This window comes from Xanthomonas sp. NCPPB 901 (assembly GCF_056725085.1).
The window spans coordinates 2,379,639-2,402,782 of record NZ_CM161511.1 but is presented as its reverse complement, the minus strand read 5'-3'; the positions used below and the strand labels follow the sequence as shown (position 1 = coordinate 2,402,782).

Below are 23,144 nucleotides of genomic sequence, written 5' to 3'. Positions count from 1 at the left end.
CACGACGCCCTACCCAAGACGCGACCATGCACGCCCCGAACAGGGTCGCATTGTTCTGGTTGACGACCGCGACGGGTGTCGTGCTTTTCGTGACCTTCCAGTTGTTCTTCTACGTCAATACCTTCGTGAGAGCGCACGGAGCGACAGCGGCCATCACGTTCGACCCCGGCATCCTGTGGATGTTTTCGGTCTTCTATGGGTGCTGGATCGTCACGGTGCTGCTCGCCCTGATCGGAACCCGCCGGGCGCAAGGAATCGCCCTGGTCCTCGGCGGCGTGCTCGTCGTCCTGAATACCCTCGGAGGAATCGCGGACGGGCTGCGCGACGGCTGGTATGTCGCGCTCTCTGCCCTGCTCTTCATCACCCTGCCCGGTGCGTTCGCCATTGCGATCACCTGGCGGCACATCAAGCGTCAAGGAGTTGGCCATGCCCATGAATAGTTCGAACTTCCCCTTGGTCTGGATGAACCTGTCCCAGGAACCCGGGCATGACCACCAGAAGGACTTCGACGCGTTCGAGGCGAACCTGCGGCGCGGGGAGCCGTTCGTGATCCTGAGCGACAGCACGCCGAGCGAAGACCACGAGCACACGCCGGAAGAAAAGAAACGCACGGCGCTGTGGATGAAAAAGCACAAGCTGGAACTGCGAAGGCTGGTCCTGGCGATGATCCAGATCGAACCCAACCCGGCCAAACGCGTCGGCTACAAGGCCTTCGCGGTCCTGTTCGGCAAGTTCTGGGGTTACCCCATGCTGCTTGCCTCCTCGCGCGAGCAGGCAGTGGAGATGGCGCAGGAACTGCTGTCGACGCGCGGGACCTCTTCTCGCTGACGGCCCACGCAGGCGGACCTCGCAGCAATCCCCGCCGTCGAGCGTCGTCGCGGCGAGCGGCTGCGCCAATCGCTGTTCGGTCAGTGGCGTCTACGGCATCGGCAGCCTCCGCCTGCCATCCTCGAGCATCGTCCAAGAACCGCGGGCGAGCATGACGCTGCGGGGGGAACGACGCGCCGCCAGCGCACGGTCATGGATCGATGCCGCAGACCGGTTCAGCGGTGTTCGTGGTCCACAACGTCCGCTCCACCGGATCAGACGGCGGCTCCGGTCCTCGGCGCTGCGGAGTGGCACGGTGGATCTACTTCAGCCCCCGGTGGCTGAAGCAGCAGCCGCACCAGCGGATTCGGGAAACGCCGCGACATGGTGACGGCGTGGAAGGTCTCGACGATGTCCGGCAGTTGATCGCCTTCCACCAGGACGCCCGCGGCGATCTCGTCCTTGACCACGATCGGCGGGAGCACCGCCAGGCCGAGGTCTTCGCGGGCCAGCAAGCGCATCATCGCCATGTCCTCCACTTCCGCCACGATCTGCGGCCGCACGCCCAGGCGATCGGCCAAGGCGTCGAAGCCGGCGCGCACGCTGTTGTCGACCGTCGGCAGGATGATAGGGTGGTTGCGCAGGCGATCGGCAATGCTGGCGGCATGACCCAAGCGATCCGGCGTGCCCACCAGGCTGACCGGATGCTGCGCGAGCCGGTGGGAGACGAATGGGGTCAGCGCATCGCCGGGCGGCGCCTGGTTCAGCAGGACGACGTCGAGATTGAGCGCCTCGAGCGCCCGCAGCAGTTCGCCCGCACTGCCGGAGCGAAGGATCAGATCGATGTCGGTACGGCCGAGCAGCGGACGCAGGAACTGCATCTGGAAGTTGCGCGACAGCGTGGCCAGCGAGCCGACCCGCAGCGCCTGCCGCGCCGCGCCTGTCTGCCGCAGCGTGCCCAGCAGTTCGTCGCCGGTGGCGAAGATCGCGTCGGCATGGTCGAGCGCGATCTGCCCCGCCTCGGTCAGGTGCAGCTGGCGGCCGCGCCGCTCGAACAACGCATGGCCCAGCCGCTCCTCGAGCTTGCGGATCTGCACCGACAAGGCCGACTGCGTGAGGTTGAGCCGCTCGGCGGTGCGGGTCAGGTTGCCGTCGTGGGCGACGGCCCAGAAGTAGCGCAGGTGGTTGTAGTTCAGGGCGGTCATCGTTCGATAATAACGAACGAAACCGTTAAAACAATGAATTTTTGTTCGTCCCCGCCGATCGCTATCGTGGCGCCGCCCGCCACCGCGCCCGATCCGAGGGGATTGCCTTGTCGCTCTATCTGCTACCGCTCTCCGCACCGTTCCTGCTGCTGGTCGCCGCCATGTTCGGCTTCGTCCGCAGCGGCCGACGCCCCCGCCTGCTGCCCGTGGTCGCGGAAGGCGCCGCACTCGCCGCGCTGCTCGTCGCGATCGCCGCGCTGGCGCTGCTGCTCGTTCGCGGCGCCGGCGATAGCGACTTGATCGGATGGAGCGGGATCGGCCTGTCGGTCCGGCTCGATGCGGTGAGCACCACGATGCTGCTGCTGGTCGCCTTCGTCGGCTGGATCGTGGTGCGCTACACCCGGACCTATCTCGATGGCGAGGCGCGGCAGGGGGATTTCACCGGCTGGCTGTGCGTCGCGCTCGCGGCGGTGCTGCTGCTGGTGCAGGCCGGCAACCTGGTCCAGGTCGTGGTGGCCTGGATCGCGACCAGCGTCGCGCTCAATCGCCTGCTGCTGTTCTATCCCCAGCGCGTGGCGGCGCGGCGTGCCGCGCGCAAGAAGCGCCTGTTCTCCAGCATCGGCGCCATCGCCCTGCTCTGCGCAACGCTGCTGGTATGGAGAAGCCTGGGCACCACCGACATCGCCACCATCAACGCCCTGGCCCGCAGCGGCCAGCACGACTGGCTGCTGACGGCCGCCGCCGCACTGCTCGCACTGGCGGCGGTGCTGAAATCGGCGCAGTTCCCGACCCATGGCTGGCTCACCGAAATGATGGAGGCGCCCACGCCGGTGTCGGCGCTGCTGCATGCCGGCGTGGTCAACGGCGGCGGTTTCCTGCTGATCCGCTTCGCCGACCTGATGCTCGCCGCTCCTGGCGTGCTCGCCGTGCTGGCGATGCTGGGCGGGTTCACCGCGCTGTTCGGCGCGCTGGTGATGCTGACCCAGCCCGCGGTCAAGACCTCGCTGGCCTGGTCGACGGTCGCGCAGATGGGCTTCATGGTGCTGCAGTGCGGGCTGGCGCTGTTCCCGCTGGCGCTGCTGCACATCGTCGCGCACTCGCTCTACAAGGCGCATGCGTTCCTGGCCTCCGGCGGGGCGGTCGAACAGGTCGCGGCCATCCGCCGGCCCGGGCCGGTCGCCGTCCCCGACGGAGCGGCGGTCGGCCGCGCCTTCCTGATCGCCCTGGCGATCTACGTCGGGATCGGCGCCGCCTTCGGGTTCGCCTTCGGCTTCGGGCACAAGTCGCCGCAGGCGCTAGCCCTGGGCGCCATCCTGATCTTCGGCGTGGCCTATCTGCTGGCGCAGGGCCTGGCCGATGCCGCGCCGCGCCCGCTTACCCGCAGGACCGCGCTCTACGCCAGCGCCGCCGCGGTGGGCTACTTCGCGCTGCAGACCGCCGCCGAATGGCTGACCGCCGGCGTGCTGCCCGCCACACCGGCACCGGGCCGGCTGGAGTGGACGCTGATGGCGCTGGCCGTTCTGAGCTTCGGCCTGGTGGCGGTGGCGCAGGCGCTGTTCCCGCTCTGGGCCGCGCACCCGGCCGCCGCCGGACTGCGCGTGCATCTCTCCAACGGCCTGTACGTCAACGCCGCCATCGACCGCCTGCTCGGCGGCTGGTCTGTGCGCAAGACGCCGTGACCCCCAATCGCCAGGACACCTCCATGCTGATGACCGCGACCGACGCACCGCCCCTGTCCCACGCTGCAATCATCGCCGCCGCCGAGCGCGCGGCACGCGCCATTCCTCCGCTGTGGCCGCTCGCCTCGAGCGTGGCGGTCAATCCCTTCCTCGGCCAGGCCGGCGAACCACTGGCCACGGCCGCGGCGCGGCTGCGCAATGCCGCCGGCATCGCCCTCACCATGCCGCGCTCCTGGTATGCGGAACGGCTGCAGTCCGGCGAAATCGCCGCGGCGGATCTGCAGGCGGCTTTCCACAACGCGCCGGCAGCGCTGCGCCCGCCGACGGTGTCCGCGCTCAAGCATGCCATCGCGTGCGAGCGTCCCGGCCCGCAGGCGATCCCGACCGTCGCCGATCTGGCGCGCGACGCGGCGGCAGTCGACTGGCCGGGCATCGTCAACGAGCGCATCGGGCACTGGGCCGCCGCCTATTTCGACCAGGGACAGGCACTGTGGATCGCAGGGCACTCCGGCAGCGCCTACAGCGCGTGGCGACTCGTCGCGACCCACGATCTGACGCCGGAAATCGCAGGGCTCACCCGATTCGCACAGCAGGTGGCGGACGCGCCAGCGACTGCCGAGGACGCGATCGTCGAGGGAGTCGCGCGCCTCGGCCTCTCGCCCGACGCCCTGGACGGCTATTTCCACCGACTGCTGACCACGCTGGGCGGCTGGAGCCAGGTCGCCCGGTATCGGCTCTGGCAAGCGGAGCTGAGCGGCGGAACCGATGCCTGCGTCACCGACCTGCTGGCCATCCGCATCAGCTGGGACGCCGCGCTGTTGGGCAAGTTCGGTGCGGCGATCGCGTCCGAGTGGCGATCCGCCATCGCCGCCTACGCCACGCCGGTTGCGGCGACATCGGAGGATGTCGTCGACAGTATTCTGCAGGAGGCGGCCGAACGTGCGGCGCAGCGGCGGCTCGACACCACGCTTGCAGCACCTGCTTCAGTCCCTGCCGCGCCTTCCCGCATGGCGCTGCAGATGGCCTTCTGCATCGACGTGCGCTCGGAAGTGTTTCGGCGCGCACTGGAAAGCCTCGACGCCGGCATCCAGACACTCGGATTCGCCGGCTTCTTCGGGCTGGGCATCGGCCATCGGCGGTTCGCCTCGGACGTGGTCGAGGCGCGTCTTCCCGTGCTGCTGCCCCCGCGGGTGCACACCTGCTGCGGCGAGACGACGCCGACGCTGGCCGAATCGGACCTCGCTGCGCGGATCGCCGCACGTGCCAAGCGCGCCTGGGGCCGCTTCAAGCTGGCCGCCATTTCCTCGTTCGCCTTCGTCGAAGCCGCCGGCCCGATCTACGTCGGCAAGCTGCTGCGCGACGGACTGGCGCTGAAACGGCAGGACGCGCCGAACGATCCCGCACCGCGCCCGGCCGACACCCTCGACCTCGACACGCGACTGGGCATGGCCAGCAGCATCCTCAAGGCAATGTCGCTCACGACAGGCTTCGCACGACTGGTCGTGCTCGCCGGCCACGGCGCCAACGTGGTCAACAATCCGCACGCCAGCGCCCTGCATTGCGGCGCCTGCGGCGGCTACTCGGGCGAAGTGAACGCACGGCTGCTCGCTGCGCTGCTCAATGACCCCGAGGTGCGCGCCGGTCTCGCCGAACGCGGCATCGCGATCCCCGCAGACACCCTGTTCTTGGCCGCATTACACGACACCACGACCGATGCAGTCACGCTCTACAGCGCCGACCATCCCTCGCCCGAGCATGCCGCCGACATCGACCAGGCGGTACGTTGGCTGCACGCCGCCGGCGCGCTGGCGCGTGGCGAGCGGGCACTGCGCCTGCCGCGCGCGCAACGGAGCGAGGACATCGCGCATCGCGCCCGCGACTGGGCCGAACTGCGCCCGGAATGGGCGCTGGCCGGCTGCCAGGCCTTCATCGCCGCGCCCAGGTCGCGCACCGCCGGGCGCGACCTGGCGGGGCGCGCCTTCCTCCACGACTACGACTGGCGCCGCGACGAGGGCTTCGGCGTGCTGGAGTCGATCCTGACCGCCCCGGTCGTGGTCGCCAGCTGGATCAGCCTGCAGTACTACGGATCGACGGTGGCGCCCGAGGTCTTCGGCGCGGGCAACAAGCTGCTGCATAACGTCACCGGCGGCATCGGTGTGGTCGAGGGCAATAGCGGCCTGCTGCGCGGCGGATTGCCGTGGCAGTCGGTGCACGACGGCGAACGGCTGATCCACGAACCGCTGCGGCTGTCCGTGCTGATCGAGGCACCGGCCGACGCGATCACCGACATCCTCGAACGTCACCCGCAGGTTCGCGCGCTGTTCGACAATCGGTGGCTGCATCTTTTTGCGCTGGACGACGCAGGGGCGATGGCGTCGCGCTACATCGGCGACCTGCGCTGGGAGGCGTGACTCCAGCGATTGACGGCTCACCAAGCCCAATGAGTCGGACGACACGACAGTGTCCTTCGACGATGACGCATAGGTCGCAACGACGCCAGTCGCTGTCGTTCAAGCGGAAGCGCACGCAAGAGACACGCAGTTGTCCAACCGCGCCAAATCCTTCGCCGGCGCGTCGCCGATCGGGTCAGCGACACAAGTGCGTCGCTGTCGTCCACGACGGATGTTCGAACGTCCGTACCATCCAGTCGGTAAACGCGCGTACCTTCGCGGGGGTGTGCTGGGCCGAAGCCCTGACCACGTACATGGTCTCCTCGCCCTGCACCTCCCAGGACGGCAGCACTTCGACCAGACGTTCTTCATGCAGCGCGTTGGCGACGACCCAGTCTGCGCAATATGCCACGCCAGCGCCTTGCAGCGCCGCGTGCATCGTCGCATCGATGTCGTTGGTTGCAAACCGTGAGCGGATACGCACCGCGTGTCGTTTCCCTTGCCGGCACAGATGCCACACCGGATGCGACGCCATCGGCGTGAACCCGATGCACGCATGCGCAAGCAGGTCGCGCGGATGACGGATCGGCGGATGCGACTGCAGATAGGCCGGCGATGCGCATAGCAGCCGGCGCATGCTGGCCACGTGCCGTGCGACAAGCCGATTGTCGTCCAGCCTGCCGATGCGCACGCCCACGTCGAAACGCTCGGCAATCAGATCGACAAAGCGGTCAGTGAAGTCCGCTTCCACTTCAAGCGCCGGATAACACGCGAGAAACTCGGGCAGTTTCGGCGCGATCCAGCGACGGCCGAAACCCGCCGGCAGGGTGATACGCAGCAATCCGATTGGCGCCGCACTCAACTGACGCGCTTCTTCCTCACCGCTGCGTATCAGTTGCATCGCCTCCTGCACACGCTCGCGCAGGCGCGTGCCGGCATCGGTGGGGGAAAGGCGGCGCGTCGAACGTTCGACGAGCCGCGTGCCGAGGCGCGTTTCCAGCTTCTTCAGACGCCGCGAGATGACCGAACTGTCGCGACCGAGCCGCCGCCCCGCGGCCGTGAAGCTTCCCGTTTCGAGCACGGCGAGCAAGGCGCCGATTTCGTCCGCTTCCACGCTGTTCATTCGTGCACCAGGCGCAAGGATGTTGTGTTTTTCGGATCGATTATAGGAGTTCTACAGGCATAACGTGCACGTCCTCGATCACCACGCGGAGCAACCCGACATGCGCGCCTTCCAACTAGCGTCTGGAGAAGCCTGGCAACTTTCCCTGGGCCAGGCACCGGTGCCGCGCCCGGCGGCGGACGAGGTGCTGATCCGGCTGCATGCGGCCGGTCTGAACTATCTGGATCTGATGGTGGCGCGAGGACGGCTGGGCGATACCACGCCGCCCTTTGTCCTCGGCACGGATGGCGCAGGCGAGATCGTCGAGATGGGCGCGTCCGTCCGCGGCTGGACGATCGGAGATCGCGTGATGTCGGGGTTGATCGTCGACTGGTCGGCGGGCCTGCCGAGCGAAGCGACCACGCGGCGCATTCGTGGCGTCACCATGCCCGGTTCGCTCGCCGAGTATGCCGTCGTGCCAGCCAGCGCGCTGGTCCGCATCCCGGACGGCATGCCCTACACCCAGGCGGTCACCTTGCCGATCGCGGCCACCACCGCGTGGAACGCAATTTTCAAGAGCCGCACCGGCCCGGCGTCCACCGTGGCCTTGCTCGGTACCGGTGGCGTGAGCCTGTTCGCCTTGCAGTTCGCCAAGGCGGCGGGCGCGCGGGTGATCCTGTCCTCATCCTCGAATGAAAAGCTGGAGCGGGCACAGCGGCTCGGCGCCGACGTGCTCATCAACTACACCACGACCCCGGCGTGGGACGACGCCGTGCTCGAAGCGACCGACGGCCAGGGAGCGGACCTGGTGGTCGAAACAGTGGGTGGCACCACGTTCGCAAGGTCGATCAATGCCGCGCGGATCGGCGGTACCGTTTACGTGGTGGGCTTTATCGGAGGGATGGAGGTCAGCATGCCCGTGTTGCCGGTGATGGTGAAAACGCTGAACATCCTGGGCAGCCAGACCGGTTCCACCCGCGATCTGGCGCAAGCCGTGCAGGCGGTGCGTCAGGCACGCATCGAACCGGTGATCGATCGGGTGTTTCCGTTCGACGCCGCCGCCGATGCCTATGCTTACCTGGCCTCGGGCACACACTTCGGCAAGGTGGTGATCTCGATCAATTGAGCATCGGATGCGCGTCGAGCAGCCACAGGCGGCAGCGCCCCCCCCCCCAACTGGACGGTCAGCACCTCTGATCACAGACTGCGTGTCGGCTCCGCCAGCCAGCTCCGCTCAGCTCGCTCGGGTACCGGCCCTCAGCACGTCGCCGGCATCCTTCAGCACGGGCAGCGACCGACATAACTGCATCACGTGATCGGCCTGCGATTTGGGCAGCACGCCGGCCGCGAGATCGGCGAACTTGGCCTCCAGCTGCCGAGCGCATTGCGCTCGCTGCTGGAGGTCTCCAGCAGCGGGCCGCGCAGTGCAATCAGGCCGTAGATCATCGTGAGCAGCCTCGCCAGGTCGTTGATCGCGTTCTCTGTGCCCGGTGAGCGTAGCGCCATGCGGTGTCGCTTGCCAGCGGGGCATCCTCGCGTCGCCATCGACGATCGCATCGGCCGCGTCACTGCGCTATCGGCCCATCCAGACCGGCGCGTGCGCCCTCCCTTCCTGCAGGAACCGGCCTAGCGCGCTTGAACGCGCTTCTGCCGCGTTCCGTCCAACGACCAGCGCGCATGCCAATCGATGTGGAAGCCATCGCCTTCGAGTCGCAGCGGCAGCCAGACATAGCGTCCATCGATGGCGTTCCCGGGGTTCCAGCGATCGCCCATGTAGATGAAACGATCCGGCTGGCCCGGCATGGGCAGGATGTAGGCACTCTGGCTGTGGAAGGTGAGCGCGGCATCTTCGCCTTGCGCGGGATTGCCGAATTCGGTCCACGGCCCCATCGGCGCCGCCGCGCTGGCGCCGTGCGCGGTGTTGGGCTTCCAGCCCGTGCACTCCGAGCCCATGAAGAAGTAGCGCCCGGCATGCTTGAAGATCGCCGGCGCCTCCAGCCACTGGTCCACGAAGATGCGCTGGTAGTCCCGCTCGGTATCCAGGTAATCGGCCGTCAGGCGCGTCACGTGCATGGTGGCGTTGCCTTCGGAGCTGTAGAACAGATAGGCCGTGCCGTCGTCGTCCTGGAACAGCGTCATGTCGCGCGACTGCTGGCCGTCGGGCTGGAACGAGCGCAGGTAGCGGTACGGCCCGGCCGGCGCTTCGGCGACCGCCACGCCCACGCGGGCATCCTTGTAGCCATGCCCTGCCCGTTCCAGATGGAACCACATCACGTACTGGCCGGTGGCCGCGTTATGCAACACTTTGGGACGCTCGATGATGGCGCCGTCGGCAATGTCCGACGCGGGATCCGTCGCCACCGGCAACGCGATGCCACGCGCATCCCAGTGCAGCAGGTCGCTGGACTGATAGACCGATACGCCGACATGCGCCGCGTTGCCGCCCTTGCCCGCGGTCTTGTATTCGCCAAACCAGTAATAACTGCCGTCGGGCGCCTTGAGCATCCCGGCGCCATGGGCGTTGATCACCTCACCCTGGCGGTCGTGCCAGAGCTCGCCAGGCGCGATAGCCGCTGTTTTGTCGGCGGCTGAGGCCAGCAAGGGCGCAAGCAGCAAAAAGGAGATCGCGACGGTGAAGCCGCGGCCTCCGATCAGCCCTTTGCGAATCGACATTGCGCACGCCGCCACCGTTCGCCCCATTCCCGCATTCCTCGTAATCAGTCCCACAGTCACATCAAACGCATGGCCGACATACCCCTGGCGTCACGTCGGCTTTCCCGTGCGATCCCATCGACGCTGGCCCTCTTCCATGGCGATCGCGAGCAGTACGGACGCCTGCTGCCCGGCAAGCGCTACGACCGGGATCAGGTCGATACGGTAGCCGATCCGTGTTTCGCGCGTTGCGCCGCTCCTCGTTCCGCCCGCCGACAAGCGCTCCTACCTGTCCAACGCGGCGTCATCGCTGCGCGAAGAAGTCGTCGAACATCCTCGCGAGCGCCTCTGGCTGTTCCTCCGGGATGAAGTGTCCGCTCCTGTCGACGGTCTCAGCGCGCAGGTCGTCGGCGAAAGCGCGCAACGGGCCGGCCATGTCGGGGATCGAACCTTGGTCCGCGCTGACGGCCAGGACCGGCATGGTCAGCTTGGCGTCGCGGATCAGGGCACGGTTCTGCTCGGCGGAACGCGCGACGGCGCGATAGAAGGCAAGCCCTGCCCGCAGCGCGCCAGGCATGCTGAAGATGCGGACATACTCGTCGAGATCGGCATCGCTGAAGCTCCACGGGCTGGCCGCCTTGCGGCGCAGGAACCAGTCCAGATACACGCGCTCGCGGCCGGCGATCAACGCCTCGGGCAGATCGGCCACGGCATGGAAGGCGAAGTGCCAGGTCTTCCAGGCGCGATCGGGTGCCGCCGGCAGCATGTCCGGTAGCGTGACGCCCGGGATGCCGGCATCGAGAAGAGCCAGACGGTCGACCTCCCGAGGGAACATCAGGGCATAAGGCAGAGCGACCCACGCGCCGATGTCATGGGCGGCCAGTCCATAACGGGAGACGCCGATCCGTTCGAGCAAGCCGTGGATGCGGCGCGCAACCGTTCCGGTGTCGTAACCATCGAGTGGCTTGTCCGAATCGCCTTGGCCAGGAAGGTCAAGGGCGATGAGCCGGAAGCGACCCGCGAGCAGCGGCATCACCTTGCGCCATGCGAACCAGCTTTCGGGATAGCCGGCGAGCAGGACAAGCGGCGGCGCGTCCTCCGGTCCGGTGGTCACGTAGTGCAGGCGCACCCCGTCGACCGTTTCGAAGGTATGGCGGAAGGAATGGTCGTCCGTTGACGACGTGGTGCGGGCATGTGCGGGCATGGTGCTCCTCGTGGGATTCAGTCGAGCATCTTGAGAGCGGTCGTGATCAGTTCGGCGTGGTGCGCCGGGTCATGCAGCTTTCCGAGCGCACGAAGGCCCTGCAGCAGGCCGAGCAGCAGCTCCGCACAGGGCTCGACCGCAAGATCGCCGCGGATCGAACCATCGCGCTGTCCATCACGAAGCGTCGCGATCAGGGCCGCCCGGTTTTCGTCCAGGGATTTGCTGAGGGCGTCGCGCAGCGGATCGTCCAGCGTCGTCGCCTCGATCAAGCTCGCCAGCACGAGGCAGCCGCGCCGCCCCTCAGCGCCGGAGGCGGACTCGAGGTAGAAGCGCAGGATTTCGGCGATCCGCTCGCGCCCGTTCAACGCGCCTTCGAGCCTGAGCGCCAACTGCTGGCGCCGATGTTCGAGGTAATAGGAAAACGCGGCCGAGAAGACCTGCCGCTTGTCCTTGAACGCCTTGTAGAGACTCCCCGCCGTCAGACCTGTGGCCTGTTTGAGATGGTCGATCGACGCTCCGTCGTAGCCATGCTCGCGAAACACCGGCACGGCCCGGGCGATAGCCGCCTCGAGGTCGAAGCTGCGCGGCCTGCCCATGGGCCGCCGGGCGTTTGATGAGGCGCGGTTGGTCATGCCTCAATATAGGAAATGATCGTTTCCAATGTCAAGAACCGAGGATCCTTGCGAACGGCCCTCGTCCTCTTGCGGACCGGCGATGTCGTGGAGCGACGGCCATCCCCGGCCCTCGATCATGTCGCGGATGCATCACCCGCGAAGAGAGCGAGCAGGCTCTGCGGTGCGGTGTCGTCGAACATCACCCTCAGATTGCGCGCGGCTTCCGCGGCAGCGGCGGCGCTCCGGGGAAACAACGCCGACTCGTACAGGCGCAGCCCGGTCTCCATGTCGTCCGGATGGGCCGCGATGGCCCTGCCCAGTTCAGCGCCATCGAACATCGCAAGATTGGCCCCCTCGCCGGCGAACGGCGACATCAGGTGGGCCGCGTCGCCGAGCAGCGTCACGCCCGGCACAGGGTCCCAACGATGGTCGATCGGCAGCGTATGGATCGGGCGCAGGATCGGTGTCGTATCGCTGTCGGTGATGAGCGATGTCAGCGCCGGCGCCCAGTCCTTGAATTCAGTGAGGAATCTGTCCCCGACGGCGAAATCGCCTAGCCAATCCTCCGGTTGGTTCAACGCGACATAGGCATGAAGCACCGCGTTGACCTCGCGATGCGCGAAGATGCCCTTGCCTGGCGCCGGCGCGAACATGGCGCCGGCACCCACTGCGGCGGCCGCCGCCTGGTGTCGGGTATCGACATCGTGGAGATAGGTCTCCAGGAAGGTCGTCCCGGTATAGCTTGGCGTTGCGGCCGACAGGAGCGGCCGGACCTTCGACCATGCGCCATCGGCGCCTACGAGCAGATCGGTGTCGATGCTCGATCCATCGGTGAAATGGAGCCGGTGCCGCCCGCCGCCGATCGACGCCGCGCTCGAGAGACGCTGCCCCCAGCGGATCAGCTCGGCAGGCAGGGAATCGAGCAGGATGCGGCGCAGATCGCCCCGTTGCACCTCCGGCCGCGTGCCGTGGCCGTCATCGGGCTCGTCGAGAAGCACCCTACCGTCCTTGTCGAGCACCCGCGAGGCTTGCCCTCCCACATGGATGATGCCGCGGAATTCCTCGACCAGGTCCGCTGCTTGGAGCGCGCGTTGGCCGTTGTGTTCGTGAATGTCGAGCTGGCCGCCCTGCGGCCGCACGTCGGGCGAGAGCTCGCCTTCGTAGACCGTCGCGGGAATCCCATGAAGATGCAGGACCCGGGCAAGCGTGAGCCCGCCGAGCCCCGCGCCGATGATGGCGATGGAACACTGGTGTGGACGCTGCGCCATTCAACCCTCCTGCCGCATCCAGTCGAGCATCGCGCCGACCTTGGGCTGCCACCGCAGTTCGGCGCGTGCGCGCGTTGCCCGCACCTGACAGTGCGAGCCGAAGACGAAGGCATAGGTCTCGTCGACATGCGCGGCCGCCTCTTCAACCGACCAGGACTGCGCTTGGCCGAGGCCGAGACGATCGGCGATGGCCCGGGCCAGGTCGGCGAAGGTGTTCTGGCCGTTCTCCACCAAATAGCGGCTGCCAGCCGGCGCCTTGTCCAATGCGAGCATGTAGAGGTCGACCAGGTCGCCGATATGGACGTTCGACCAAACGTTGGCGCCGCTCCCGATGAAACGTGCGACGCCATCCTTCTCCGCTTGCCGCTTCAACCGCGGCACCATGATGCTTTCCCGGTGCAGGCCTGCGCCCCAGCCGTAGATGCAACTGTTGCACAGCACGATGGACCGGACGCCGCGCGCGGCGGCGTCCAGGATGTGCCGATCGATGCTGGCGCGATCGCCGAACTCCACCTCGGAGGGCAGCGGCGCGTCGTCGTCATAGGTCTGCTCGGACGCCCCGCCACGCGTGTCCTGCGCGTACAGGCCGGTTCCGCTGGTCTGCAACAGCGGCTTGCCCGACCCGGAGAGCCCTTCGATGAGGGCCATCGCCGCCCCTCGGTGATCGCTGTCGGCCGCGTTGACGACACCATCGGAGGCGTACGCCTCGCGGACGATGAGATCACGATCGTCCAGATGGCCGAGCACCGGCACGATGCCCCTGCGCGCAAGCTGCTCCGCCTTCGCCTCGTCCCGAATCAGCCCGCGCACCTGATACCCGTCAGCCACAAGCCGGGCCGCGACGGCGCCCCCGATAAAACCGGCTGCGCCGGTCACAAAGATGGCCACGGATCCTCCTCGTCTACGCATGGAATGCCGTTCCAATACAATGGAACGGCATTCCATTGCTGTCAACTTGGAATGTCGTTCCAAAAATGCAACGATGCCGCATGAAGCAGACAAAGCGAAAGGTTCGGAGACGGCACACGGCGCTTTCGCGTGAGCAGATCGTGGCAGCCGCCATCGACCTGCTTGATCGCGATGGTGAGGCGGGGCTCACCTTCAAGTCGCTCGCCACGCAGCTGACGACCGGCTCAGGTGCGATCTACGGCTACATCTCCAACAAGAACGATCTGATGGTCGCCGCCTCGGACGCGGTCATCGCCCAGGTGCATCGCGACAGCGTGTCCGCCGAGGATCCGCGAAGTTCGATCAGGGCATTCGCCCTGGGGATGTTCGACGCGTTCGACGCGCATCCTTGGGTGGGAGCCGCGCTGACCCGGATGCCGGGTCAATCCCCACTAGTGCGCGTTTTCGACACTGTGGGCCAACATGTCCGTGCCCTTGGCGTCCCGTCTGACAAGGAATGGGCCTCGGCGATGGCGGTGTTCAGTTACATCGTCGGCGTGGGCGTCCAGAACGCCGCCAACGCGCAAGCCGCACGCGCGCTCGCCCTGGACAGAACCGAGGCACTGGCGGCGCTGGCGGGAAGCTGGTCAGCGCTCGATCCGGCGAGTTATCCGTTCGCGCAAACCGTCGGATCGCAACTCCGTGCCCATGACGATCGCGCCGACTTCCTCGCCGGCATCGACATCCTCATCGCGGGAATGACGCGCGATCACTCCCACTCCATCATCAACAAGCCGTCCAAACCCGCATGGCTAAAGGGATTGGTTTAGATCGACATCAGGCCTTACCGTCGCTTTTACCGTCAAAGGCGCAAATCTTTTGCTGGCGCGGGTTATGGAGCGATTTGCGCGGCAGCGACACCTTTGACCTTATCGTCGATCAGGTTGCATCTTAGCGCGCCCGAACTTGCCATGGAACCCTGCTCTTCGCCTGATTAAAAGGGCATGCCATGAGTGATCTGCATGCCCCGCTGGGATCAGCAACGGGCACTTTCAACTCAATCACTTGAATAGTCCGGGGTTCCTATCCGACTGAAGTAGGCACCGAACCGTTCTACCAAGGAGGGGATGAACAATGGGGACAGCGAGGCAAAACGAAGAGGCGTCAGTTCATCGAATGCCTGCTCAGCCGCCATAGCTTTCAGGTGATGAAACTGGACCATCCATGGACCTCTGGCCTGACCTGCAACATCCCGCATCGGATGCAAGAAATGTTGCTTGGGCGTCCCCTCGTGCTGTACCAGCTTCTTCATCTCCCTTTCAGCCTTTTTGGCGTTACTGCTGCCCTGCAGTTCGTTCCACTTGGCAGAAATATCCTCGCATGACGCCAAGAGTATCGTGGCAACCTTCCCCTGGTTGGCCAAGTCACAGCGCGGCGTAACCACAACCCATGTGCCGCCGTCGTGCTGAACGAGATCACCAGTATCGAGCCGCGCTTTCAACGGAGGAACGAAATACGCCTCTTCCGGATGGGTTGCATCGCCACCGGCGTTCAACATGGAATCATGCACGTGCGCAACGACGTGGCGAGCAACAACTTCTGTCAGATCCGCCCCTTGAACTGTTGAACTGGTCCAGTGACTCCAGCGCGGCCAGATCGAACGAAAGAAAACCTTGGCTGTCTCTCGGTTGAATGCGCTCTTTGCGCCTCTCAGCCGCAGGAAGACATCCTTGTTCTCACCGAGCCAAGTGAAGACCTGCGGCAAACCATCGGCCTTGTCCATGACTCTGACCTGCGGACAGTCATAGCCTCCTGTATCGGCATCGGCACGTTGTCCGGTATAGACCACTACGCCAAGAGGTTGGGCCGCCAGAATGTGGCGGACCAAGTCATTGCCCTGGCTGTTGTTGTCATTGACACCAAGCTCGACCTGCAAACGGAGATCCACGACTACGGCGTCAAGTCGATGCAGATCAAGCTGTCGCTTGGCATCGGCAACATTCTTGGACGTTGCCATCTGGACTCGGAAGCCCTTGTTTTCCTCATCCGCATTGTGGGCGGCAATCGCGTCCTCCCACTCGGATATCTTCGAATCCTCGTCTTCGACGATGAGGATCTTCAATTCTGCGATTGGTGATGTCATTTAAGTGGCGCCTTCTGCATCTCGATCACGAAAGTTGTCTGATCCGCCTCAGCGTCAAAGGCAACATCCCCCTTGCTTGCCCGCATCGCTTCCCTAGCTATGGCCAGCCCGATACCAGAACCCTCGGTCTTGAGGGAGAAGCCCGGGCTGAACATCCGCGCATGGAACCGTTCGTCGATCAATGGACCGTTGTTCGAGATAGAAACGCGGACGTACTTCTTCGATTGGCTGATGGAAAAGACAAGCCTTCTCGGCCTCGTCGGACTCGTTCCAAGCCAATGGACGGCGTTGTCAATGATGTTGAGAACTGCAGCCATGAGGTCAGACTCGTAACCGACGACGGGCGCAATCTGCTGCTCTGGCAGGTCATAGATCACTTCGATAGCCGTGTCGTTAATCGCATCGCCAAATAGAGCCACACACCGACGTAATACCTCCTGGACATTGAACGCTTTGGGGCGCCCACGCTTCTTTCCCGAAACGGGATCAAGCGACTTGAACAGTCTGCTGAGATGCCCCGATGACTGGCTGATCGAACCAGCCTCTTTCCCGAACGAGCCACGGAAGTGCTTTCCGAAGGCACTCTGTTCCTCAAGTCGGGGGGCTCCATCCACGAGTCTTTTAGAACGTGTGGATATATCAGAGAGGAATCGGCGGCCATCATGCAGCACCTGGGCCACGACCAGACCGAGTGTTGACCTGGAAGCAAGAGCCTGCTGATAGGTCTCAAGCTCGTCGATCGACGTCTTCAATGCGGCGCTGTCTTGCTTGATAGCGCGCTCCATCTTCTCCCGGTACCTGGGCGGCAGGCTTGCGACCACTCTGCTCGTTGCACGCAGACTGGCATTGCTCCTGACTTCATCGGTGTCAACGCTGGTCTTCCTGCTGAGCCCAGCACTCTGCCGGAAGTCCTGTCGCATCGATTCGACATGCGCAAGCACGTCAGCTATCAGTCGCTTGAGCCGAACGAATGAGCCATTGTGCTCAAGACCTTCCCGGCTACTACGTTCGACAAGGCCCGACACCTTTTCATCAGGGATCTCCACGATTCCCCACACCTGGTTCAAGCCCAGCTTTCTCGAAGGGTTCTGGACACGCATGCGCTCCAGTTCAAGCCAGTCGGTTTCCGCATCACCATAGGGACGTATGCGGAACCCGCCCCGGTAAATGCCTATCCCGATGCTCTCGTCGAGTACTCTTCTCGCATCAAGGCGGCCGATCGAACCCAGGCCTAGCTTCTCGAAAAGCTCCACGATCGCATCACCCTCGCGATCGTAGATGTTCAGCCTCAGGCCGACCCTCCCACAGGGCGCCTCTTCCGGAGTCAGTTCCGATGCGGGAATCTCGATGGGCTGGGGCTTCGCATCTCCACGCTGGTTGACGAAAGTGCCTTTGAAACAGCCTTTGGTGTCGAAAGAGCCCTTGACCATGTAGTGGAAGACACGATCGATGCTGAGCGGCCGGATCTCGGTCGGGTCCCGTGAGGCAGAATCATCGCTTTCGATGAGGTCCAGTGCACCAGAAACTAGCGGCGGGCCGTCAAAACCGTGGATTTCCTCTTTGAACCCCGATAGATCGAGGTATATCCGAAAGTCCCCTTCTTTGGTCGCGATGGGCGACACCATGCGACGCAATTCGCGAACCAGGGCTTCCAGCTGTTTCCTGGTCCAATTATCCCGCAGCGCCCTGATCTGCAGCTCCACCCCGGGGACCTCTCCACGCACACCAGGTCTGGTGGTCAAGTCAATCTCTACCTCGTCAAGGTATTTGGATTGCTCGAAGCGTCGCCAGTCGATGTCGATTTCGCTGACCTCGAGCCGGCGCCCCGAGGTCTTGTGCGCTGTGCGGAGGTGGAGCAGCCGCCCCAGTCTGCCTGTCGCGAAACGGCCGACGCCCTTGGCGCCGAGCATCGTGCGACCACTGGGGCTGAGACGCCGCTCCACCTTGTCGGAGGTTGCAGGTTCGAACCACTTGTCTACAAGGTCCGCAGCTGACATGCCGTGCCCGGCATCCTTCACCGTAATGACACCGGCATCTCCTTCCCAGCGCCCGTCCTCAGGCGGAACGATCGCGATATGCACGTAGGGTGAGTCGGCATCAAAGGCGTTCTTGACCAGTTCGATGAGTGCCGCCTCTGGACCGCTGATGAGCTGGTCCCCGATCGTCCGGACTATTCTTGCCCTAGGTCTCAACCGTGGCATAAACTCTCCCGTTTTGTTGCTTTGATACCATTTTTCCAAGCATCAGTAACGATATTTTGCAGGATAGCCTGGTCACTCTTCCATTGACTTGGTAGCCTGGCTCCAAGGCAACAGGACTGGGGACCTCTGTGATGGCAATCAAAACCTTTGTAGACCTGTTTTGCGGTGGCGGACTCGGGGCGCGCGGAGCAGTGACGGCCGGCTTGCAACCGCTGGTTGCCGTTGATCTCTGGGACATCGCCTGCAATACCTACAAGGCCAACTTTCCTTCCGCCACGGTACTGAATCAGCGGATCGAGGAGATCGATCCGCTAGTCTATGCAACACCAGGTAGCGTTGACGTGCTTCTGGCGTCACCCGAGTGCACCAACCACTCGGTGGCAAAGGGATCTGCACCCAGAGATGAGAAGAGCCGCGAAACAGCGATGTACACCGTGCAGTGGATTGCCGCCCTGCAGCCGCGCTGGTTCGTGATTGAGAACGTGAAGGAGATGAAGAACTGGACGAGATACCAGGAGCTGATCGACATGCTCAAGGCTCTGGGCTACCAGATGCGCGAGGAAGTAGTCAACGCCGCTGACTTCGGCGCACCACAGGCCCGTGTCCGACTGTTCCTGATCGGAGGGCTGAATATGCCCCCCCCATCTATCCGCCCTGCCCCGGACACTCACAGGAAGACGGTCAGGGACATTCTTGATCCGGAAGGCAGTTGGCCAGAAACCCCGCTCTTTGTTGAGGGCCGCGCCGAGAACACCGCCGCCAGAGCCCGGAATGCGATCAAGACCCTGGGAGCCAATGCAGAGTTCCTGCTTGTGTATTACGGCTCTGGTGGGGAAAAAAGCTGGCAGACCCTCGATCAGCCCCTTCGGACAGTGACGACGATCGACCGGTTCGCTCTTGTCCGCAAGAGCGGCAACAGGTACGTGATGCGCATGCTGCAACCGACCGAACTTGCCCGGGCAATGTCACTGCCGGACCACCACCACTTCCCCGTCGGAAGCCGACGGGAGAAAGTGAAGCTGTGCGGCAACGGTGTATGCGCCTCGGTCGTCGAGAACATTGTCAGGTGCCTTCAGGAGGCCACGAACATGCATCCCGCCGGCGCTACGATGAGCCTTCAGCCGGTACCGGACGTGGACGCCCGAAGATCGCAGACAGTCTGAGCGACAGCGCCACCGTATCGCGGGTCTCACACTCCCATATCTCCACGACACGCCAGCCGGCGCGCTCCAGTTCCTCCCTCTTCCGGGCATCGCGGGAGACGTTAGCTGCGAACTTCTTCTGCCAAAAGTCCTCTCTCGTCTTCGGCGTTGCCGCCAAGCCGCAATCGTGGCGGTGCCAGAAGCAGCCATGCACGAAGATCACGGTCTTATGGCTCGGAAACACGATATCCGGCCGCCCGGGAAGTTCACGCACGTGAAGTCTGAACCGCAGGCCAAGGCAATGAGCGGCGGACCGTACCGATCGTTCGGGGCCAGTGTCCTTGCCACGAATTCCTCGCATCATCTGGCTCCTGACCTCGGGAGTCACGATATCCATACAGCCTCCGTATCGCTCTGACACACAAAAATACGCTGCACAGAATAAAGCTCCGCGCAAAGCATCCCCGGCAAGCCGAGTTTCCATGAAGAGGTGCTTCCTACCACGGAAGGCATCGTCGTCGTTAGACTGCATACATGAAGAGACAGCATCTCTCGGACGCGGAACAGGCATTGTTCACCAGCTTGCGCGATCTGCAGGCTCATGCAGCTTACATCTGGCGGGGTCATGAGAAGGAAGGTCTCATTGCACTCGTGAGGGCGCTCGACTCCGTTGCCACGGCGTCCTACTTGGATCCGTCTTCCTCAAGCGACAGGGCGACCATCCAGCGACAGCTAAACCGCACGATGGTGCGAATGGGTACCGCATACGCCCTGCGGCCATTGCTTTCCGCAGTAAGGGACCAGGGTGATGGAGTTCCTTTCGCCCCCACCCACCAGAAGGTGGCCGAGTTTTCCTACGCCTATCTGCTGTCGTGCGGACAGTTGGTGTTCCTTTCCCGACTGGCTGCACTCGAACGCTACGGACTCGCACGCACGGAGCGTATCGGCTCCGGTCATATCAGGATCGAGACAGCAGGAAGCGCCGCAGAACAGGCGCTCCTGTTTACCCTACGCAGAACGTACAACGGCCAGGATTTTTCTCCACAGCGCTCTGCAGAACAATGGAAAGAGATCCACGCCAGGATGAGAAGGTATGTCGACGTACATGACAACTGGTTCATCCGGTACGAGAACGACTGGGAGATCGTGACGGCCTACCGGGAAAAAGCCGAGTCACTGGGACGAGGCATTCTCGAAGCCGAGGCGCTTCCGGACGACGTCAGGATCGGCGACCGCTGCTTCGGCGAATGGAAGGAAGCCTGCGAGCAGGCACTAGGGAGAGTCCTCGCCCACATGGACTTTGCGGCCATGCTGAAGGAGAAGAGGCCATCCATCGTCCTAAGGGACATTCTTACGATTTTTGCACGCAGGGAAGACGTGGAAGCCGTCTGGGAAGAGGCCGGGCTTGAAAGGGATCGCATCCCGCCGACGATGCGCGCGCTGACGCTGGCGATCGACGGCCTGGATGACTGGGAACACGCCTACGAGACGCCCACGTCGTTCTACGTCGATCTCGGAAAGAACTTCGTCCTGCTGCCATGCTTTGGCGCATTGACCAACCCGTACTTCGCCCTCTTCCGGCATCTCCGGAGTACCTACAGAAAGGATTGGGACAGCGGCGTCGATCGTCGAGAAGCCGTTTTCCGCGCTGATATAGCCAGAGTCTTTCCTTCGCCCCGGTTCAAGGTCCCGCTACGCGGCTACAGGCTGTATCGACCGGATGGTTCCATGTTGACTGACGTGGATGCGATCATCGTAGACATGCAGACCGGCCTTGCCGTGCTAGCGCAGCTCAAATGGCACGATGTCTTCGGTTTCTCGTTGGCAGAGCGGGAGAGCCGCAAGCGCAACATAGGCAAAGCCAACGAATGGGTCGAACGGATTTGGGCGTGGGTTGATGGACGAACGTCTGCCGAGATACTCCGCGAACTCCGGATCGAGGCACCGGAATCGGATCGGCCTCCCCTGCTCTATGTGATCGCCAAATATGCTGCCCGATTCGCCGGAGACAGCGGCCAAGATCAACGTGCATCCTGGCTAGGCTGGCCGGAGATCATACATGCAATGGGCAGCGAAGCCATGGATAAGAACCCGCTCTCGCAGATACCGATCACGATCCATCACCTACAAGCGCAATTCGAGTCATCTGAAACAACCGAAATGGAATTTCAGTTCCGTGGGCTGCGAGTCACGCTACAAATCAGAGTTTCGTTGGGGCAAGATTGAGGACTCTTCTCCATGCCAGCAATTGGGCTCGACTGCGTCGTATGCGGCCTAATCCGCTCCTTGGAAGATCGACGGAACCCTCGATCCCTCGCCACGAAAGCCTCCAGCATGTGCGGGATCAACGTCACGGCATCGACGGCCTCGCCGTACGTCTGCGCGTGCAGTGCGGCGTAACGGTCAAGGTCGGCCTTCAGGCTGCAGCCGGTCGAGCGCGGCCTTCAGGCGCTGGTAGTCGCGCAGCGACTTGCCGCGCCCGATGAAACGCAGGATCTCGTAGGGCGTGGCACGCATCGGCCGCGAGGGCCGCAGGCCCGCGTCCTGCGCTTCGACGATCTGCGAGGCCGCCCAGATCAGCACGTCGGCATCCCAGATCGTGGCGATGCCGTGCTGGGCCGTGCCTTCCACACGGATCGTCACGTTGCCCGCGCGGAAGTCGATGGGCTGGACCCGCTTGGACTTGGCGAGCGAGAAGAACGGATAGGCCATCAGGTCCTGGCTGTCGCGCGGCGCCATGTCGCCGGGCAAGGCGCGGAACAGGTCGAGCTGGTCGCGCTCCTGCAAGGGCCGCTGCAGCATGGGCAGCTCCGGGGTGGACATGGCGACGGCGCCCCGCGCGCCCCGCTCAGCGCGCACGGCTGTCGGCCGCGTGGTGGTCGGCGTAGGCGGGGTCGGACGTCGTCTCGAAACTGCGACCGGCGGCCCAGGCATCGAGGTCGGCCACGGCATACATGACGCGGCGGCCGAACTTGCGGAACTTCGGCCCCCCACCGATCACGCGCTGCTTTTCCAGCGTGCGCGGCGACAGGCGCAGATACGCGGCGGCTTCGTCGTTGGTGAGATAGCGCTGGGGCTGGGCCACCGCAGTGGTGGGTGCGGCGGCAGGCTGCAAGGTCGCGATGGACTCCAACTGGTGGAAGGCCAACCGGAACTCGGTCGGCGATAGCGCCCGGTCCTTCGGTACGAAGGTGGCGATCGAGGCCGCCGCCACGTCGTTGGCCGGGTTGTCCACCCGCTCGCCATGCAGGACGGCGAAGGCATAGACCTGCTTCACGATGTCGCGGACGTGCACCGCCGTAGCGGGCGCCCCGCGCGCCTTCACCTTGTGGCACAGGGCCCGCAGGTCATCACCGGTGATCTCGTTGAGCAGCCGGTTCTGGAACACGGGCAGGATGTCGCGGTCGACCACGTGCTTGGGCATCGCGCGCGCGCTGTCGGCCATCTTGGCGTCCGTCAGCCACTTGAGCGCCACATCTCCAAAGCTCTTGGCCGCGGTCAGCCGACGCTTCTCGCGCTGCTTCTCCAGCGCCGGGGAGCGGCCCGCAGCGACGGCCTTCTTGGCGTCGAGCAGCTTTTCGCGGGCCATCGCCAGGGAGATGCCGCCTGGACCATAGCACCCGATGGTCAAGGTCTCACGGCGCCCGTTGAGACGTTAATCGTAGCGGAAGGTGACGGTACCGACGGGCGATACCGTCACGTACATCCCATCCCGGTCGGAAGCCTTGTAAGTCAAGGACTTAGACTTCAGGTTGCGCAGTGCAGTGTCGGTCAACATCGAGGGTTTTCCTCCTGTTCGTGACGGCTTTTACCGTCAGGGGTCAGGAGACCCGTCGATGCCCGGAAAGC

19 protein-coding genes and 3 pseudogenes are annotated in these 23,144 nt (G+C 64.4%); 8 read left to right on the top strand and 14 right to left on the bottom strand.

All coding sequences use genetic code 11. The features are described from left to right. Positions 1–26 precede the first annotated feature (26 nt). Positions 27–440, top strand: coding sequence for a hypothetical protein (locus tag AC1PME_RS09960; protein ID WP_481097997.1), 414 nt, complete (start codon positions 27–29; stop codon positions 438–440). Then, positions 433–828 (top strand): hypothetical protein, encoded by a 396-nt coding sequence (locus AC1PME_RS09955; protein ID WP_481097996.1) that lies wholly within the window; start codon positions 433–435, stop codon positions 826–828. The genes AC1PME_RS09960 and AC1PME_RS09955 overlap by 8 nt, the downstream gene beginning before the upstream one ends. Before the next feature lie 254 nt (positions 829–1,082). On the opposite strand, the gene AC1PME_RS09950 is transcribed toward AC1PME_RS09955, so the two are convergent. Then, a complete protein-coding gene (locus AC1PME_RS09950; RefSeq protein WP_481097995.1) occupies positions 1,083–2,012 on the bottom strand; it encodes a LysR family transcriptional regulator in 930 nt (309 codons plus the stop codon). Between the two features lie 107 nt (positions 2,013–2,119). Between AC1PME_RS09950 and AC1PME_RS09945 the strand changes: the two genes are divergently transcribed. Together AC1PME_RS09945 and AC1PME_RS09940 are read left to right on the top strand one after the other, a co-directional pair. Beyond that, the gene (locus tag AC1PME_RS09945; protein ID WP_481097994.1) at positions 2,120–3,691 is read left to right on the top strand and encodes a proton-conducting transporter transmembrane domain-containing protein; all 1,572 of its coding nucleotides are present in this window, start codon (positions 2,120–2,122) and stop codon (positions 3,689–3,691) included. Positions 3,692–3,714: 23 nt separating this feature from the next. Next, positions 3,715–6,102: a YbcC family protein gene (locus AC1PME_RS09940; RefSeq protein ID WP_481097993.1), complete on the top strand. Its 2,388-nt coding sequence runs from the start codon at positions 3,715–3,717 to the stop codon at positions 6,100–6,102. Positions 6,103–6,277: 175 nt separating this feature from the next. Here AC1PME_RS09940 and AC1PME_RS09935 read toward each other — a convergent pair whose 3' ends face one another. Further along, positions 6,278–7,204, bottom strand: a complete 927-nt coding sequence (locus tag AC1PME_RS09935; protein WP_481097992.1) for a LysR family transcriptional regulator — start codon at positions 7,202–7,204, stop codon at positions 6,278–6,280. 64 nt (positions 7,205–7,268) lie between these two features. Between AC1PME_RS09935 and AC1PME_RS09930 the strand changes: the two genes are divergently transcribed. After that, positions 7,269–8,309 carry a zinc-dependent alcohol dehydrogenase family protein gene (locus AC1PME_RS09930; RefSeq protein WP_481097991.1) on the top strand — a complete coding sequence of 347 codons (1,041 nt, stop codon included), beginning with the start codon at positions 7,269–7,271 and terminating at the stop codon, positions 8,307–8,309. A gap of 182 nt (positions 8,310–8,491) precedes the next feature. On the opposite strand, the gene AC1PME_RS09925 is transcribed toward AC1PME_RS09930, so the two are convergent. From AC1PME_RS09925 to AC1PME_RS09900, 6 genes are all read right to left on the bottom strand, one after another. Then, positions 8,492–8,689, bottom strand: coding sequence for a hypothetical protein (locus AC1PME_RS09925; RefSeq protein ID WP_481097990.1), 198 nt, complete (start codon positions 8,687–8,689; stop codon positions 8,492–8,494). Between the two features lie 120 nt (positions 8,690–8,809). Continuing rightward, positions 8,810–9,856, bottom strand: coding sequence for a glycoside hydrolase family 43 protein (locus AC1PME_RS09920; protein ID WP_481097989.1), 1,047 nt, complete (start codon positions 9,854–9,856; stop codon positions 8,810–8,812). A 283-nt stretch (positions 9,857–10,139) separates the two neighbouring features. Beyond that, entirely contained in the window at positions 10,140–11,039 is a 900-nt protein-coding gene (locus tag AC1PME_RS09915; RefSeq protein ID WP_481097988.1) for an alpha/beta fold hydrolase, read from the bottom strand. A gap of 17 nt (positions 11,040–11,056) precedes the next feature. Next, on the bottom strand, positions 11,057–11,671 hold the full coding sequence (locus tag AC1PME_RS09910; protein ID WP_481097987.1) for a TetR/AcrR family transcriptional regulator: 615 nt from the start codon (positions 11,669–11,671) through the stop codon (positions 11,057–11,059). 116 nt (positions 11,672–11,787) lie between these two features. Beyond that, positions 11,788–12,921, bottom strand: coding sequence for an FAD-dependent oxidoreductase (locus AC1PME_RS09905; protein ID WP_481097986.1), 1,134 nt, complete (start codon positions 12,919–12,921; stop codon positions 11,788–11,790). Continuing rightward, a complete protein-coding gene (locus AC1PME_RS09900; RefSeq protein ID WP_481097985.1) occupies positions 12,922–13,809 on the bottom strand; it encodes an NAD-dependent epimerase/dehydratase family protein in 888 nt (295 codons plus the stop codon). A 101-nt stretch (positions 13,810–13,910) separates the two neighbouring features. On the opposite strand from AC1PME_RS09900, the gene AC1PME_RS09895 reads away from it, so the two are divergent. Then, the gene (locus AC1PME_RS09895; protein ID WP_481097984.1) at positions 13,911–14,639 is read left to right on the top strand and encodes a TetR/AcrR family transcriptional regulator; all 729 of its coding nucleotides are present in this window, start codon (positions 13,911–13,913) and stop codon (positions 14,637–14,639) included. 227 nt (positions 14,640–14,866) lie between these two features. On the opposite strand, the gene AC1PME_RS09890 is transcribed toward AC1PME_RS09895, so the two are convergent. Both AC1PME_RS09890 and AC1PME_RS09885 read right to left on the bottom strand, forming a co-directional pair. Next, complete coding sequence (locus tag AC1PME_RS09890) at positions 14,867–15,931, bottom strand: response regulator (protein ID WP_481097983.1); 1,065 nt, start codon at positions 15,929–15,931, stop codon at positions 14,867–14,869. A gap of 17 nt (positions 15,932–15,948) precedes the next feature. Further along, complete coding sequence (locus AC1PME_RS09885; RefSeq protein ID WP_481097982.1) at positions 15,949–18,192, bottom strand: sensor histidine kinase; 2,244 nt, start codon at positions 18,190–18,192, stop codon at positions 15,949–15,951. A 92-nt stretch (positions 18,193–18,284) separates the two neighbouring features. Here AC1PME_RS09885 and AC1PME_RS09880 point away from each other — a divergent pair, with 92 nt between their 5' ends. After that, the gene (locus AC1PME_RS09880; protein ID WP_481097981.1) at positions 18,285–19,316 is read left to right on the top strand and encodes a DNA cytosine methyltransferase; all 1,032 of its coding nucleotides are present in this window, start codon (positions 18,285–18,287) and stop codon (positions 19,314–19,316) included. Here AC1PME_RS09880 and AC1PME_RS09875 read toward each other — a convergent pair. Beyond that, a complete protein-coding gene (locus tag AC1PME_RS09875) occupies positions 19,258–19,656 on the bottom strand; it encodes a very short patch repair endonuclease (protein WP_481098095.1) in 399 nt (132 codons plus the stop codon). The genes AC1PME_RS09880 and AC1PME_RS09875 overlap by 59 nt on opposite strands. A 173-nt stretch (positions 19,657–19,829) precedes the next feature. Between AC1PME_RS09875 and AC1PME_RS09870 the strand changes: the two genes are divergently transcribed. After that, the gene (locus AC1PME_RS09870) at positions 19,830–21,521 is read left to right on the top strand and encodes a hypothetical protein (RefSeq protein WP_481097980.1); all 1,692 of its coding nucleotides are present in this window, start codon (positions 19,830–19,832) and stop codon (positions 21,519–21,521) included. A 44-nt stretch (positions 21,522–21,565) separates the two neighbouring features. Here the strand turns inward: AC1PME_RS09870 and AC1PME_RS09865 are convergent. From AC1PME_RS09865 to AC1PME_RS09855, 3 pseudogenes are all read right to left on the bottom strand, one after another. Further along, a pseudogene (locus AC1PME_RS09865) lies at positions 21,566–21,715 on the bottom strand (DUF2274 domain-containing protein); the annotation flags it as partial. Position 21,716: 1 nt separating this feature from the next. Next, positions 21,717–22,097, bottom strand: a pseudogene (locus AC1PME_RS09860) (replication initiator protein A); the annotation flags it as partial. A gap of 55 nt (positions 22,098–22,152) precedes the next feature. Continuing rightward, positions 22,153–23,073, bottom strand: a pseudogene (locus tag AC1PME_RS09855) (integrase arm-type DNA-binding domain-containing protein); the annotation flags it as partial. Positions 23,074–23,144: the final 71 nt, after the last annotated feature.

Excerpts from the sequence above, each read along its gene's own strand:
- AC1PME_RS09960 (WP_481097997.1), top strand. The coding sequence starts at position 27 with ATGCACGCCCCGAACAGGGTCGCATTGTTCTGGTTGACGACCGCGACG.
- AC1PME_RS09955 (WP_481097996.1), top strand. The coding sequence starts at position 433 with ATGAATAGTTCGAACTTCCCCTTGGTCTGGATGAACCTGTCCCAGGAA.
- AC1PME_RS09950 (WP_481097995.1), bottom strand. The coding sequence starts at position 2,012 with ATGACCGCCCTGAACTACAACCACCTGCGCTACTTCTGGGCCGTCGCC.
- AC1PME_RS09940 (WP_481097993.1), top strand. The coding sequence starts at position 3,715 with ATGCTGATGACCGCGACCGACGCACCGCCCCTGTCCCACGCTGCAATC.
- AC1PME_RS09935 (WP_481097992.1), bottom strand. The coding sequence starts at position 7,204 with ATGAACAGCGTGGAAGCGGACGAAATCGGCGCCTTGCTCGCCGTGCTC.
- AC1PME_RS09925 (WP_481097990.1), bottom strand. The coding sequence starts at position 8,689 with ATGGCGCTACGCTCACCGGGCACAGAGAACGCGATCAACGACCTGGCG.
- AC1PME_RS09920 (WP_481097989.1), bottom strand. The coding sequence starts at position 9,856 with ATGTCGATTCGCAAAGGGCTGATCGGAGGCCGCGGCTTCACCGTCGCG.
- AC1PME_RS09915 (WP_481097988.1), bottom strand. The coding sequence starts at position 11,039 with ATGCCCGCACATGCCCGCACCACGTCGTCAACGGACGACCATTCCTTC.
- AC1PME_RS09910 (WP_481097987.1), bottom strand. The coding sequence starts at position 11,671 with ATGACCAACCGCGCCTCATCAAACGCCCGGCGGCCCATGGGCAGGCCG.
- AC1PME_RS09905 (WP_481097986.1), bottom strand. The coding sequence starts at position 12,921 with ATGGCGCAGCGTCCACACCAGTGTTCCATCGCCATCATCGGCGCGGGG.
- AC1PME_RS09895 (WP_481097984.1), top strand. The coding sequence starts at position 13,911 with ATGAAGCAGACAAAGCGAAAGGTTCGGAGACGGCACACGGCGCTTTCG.
- AC1PME_RS09880 (WP_481097981.1), top strand. The coding sequence starts at position 18,285 with ATGGCAATCAAAACCTTTGTAGACCTGTTTTGCGGTGGCGGACTCGGG.
- AC1PME_RS09875 (WP_481098095.1), bottom strand. The coding sequence starts at position 19,656 with ATGCGAGGAATTCGTGGCAAGGACACTGGCCCCGAACGATCGGTACGG.
- AC1PME_RS09870 (WP_481097980.1), top strand. The coding sequence starts at position 19,830 with ATGAAGAGACAGCATCTCTCGGACGCGGAACAGGCATTGTTCACCAGC.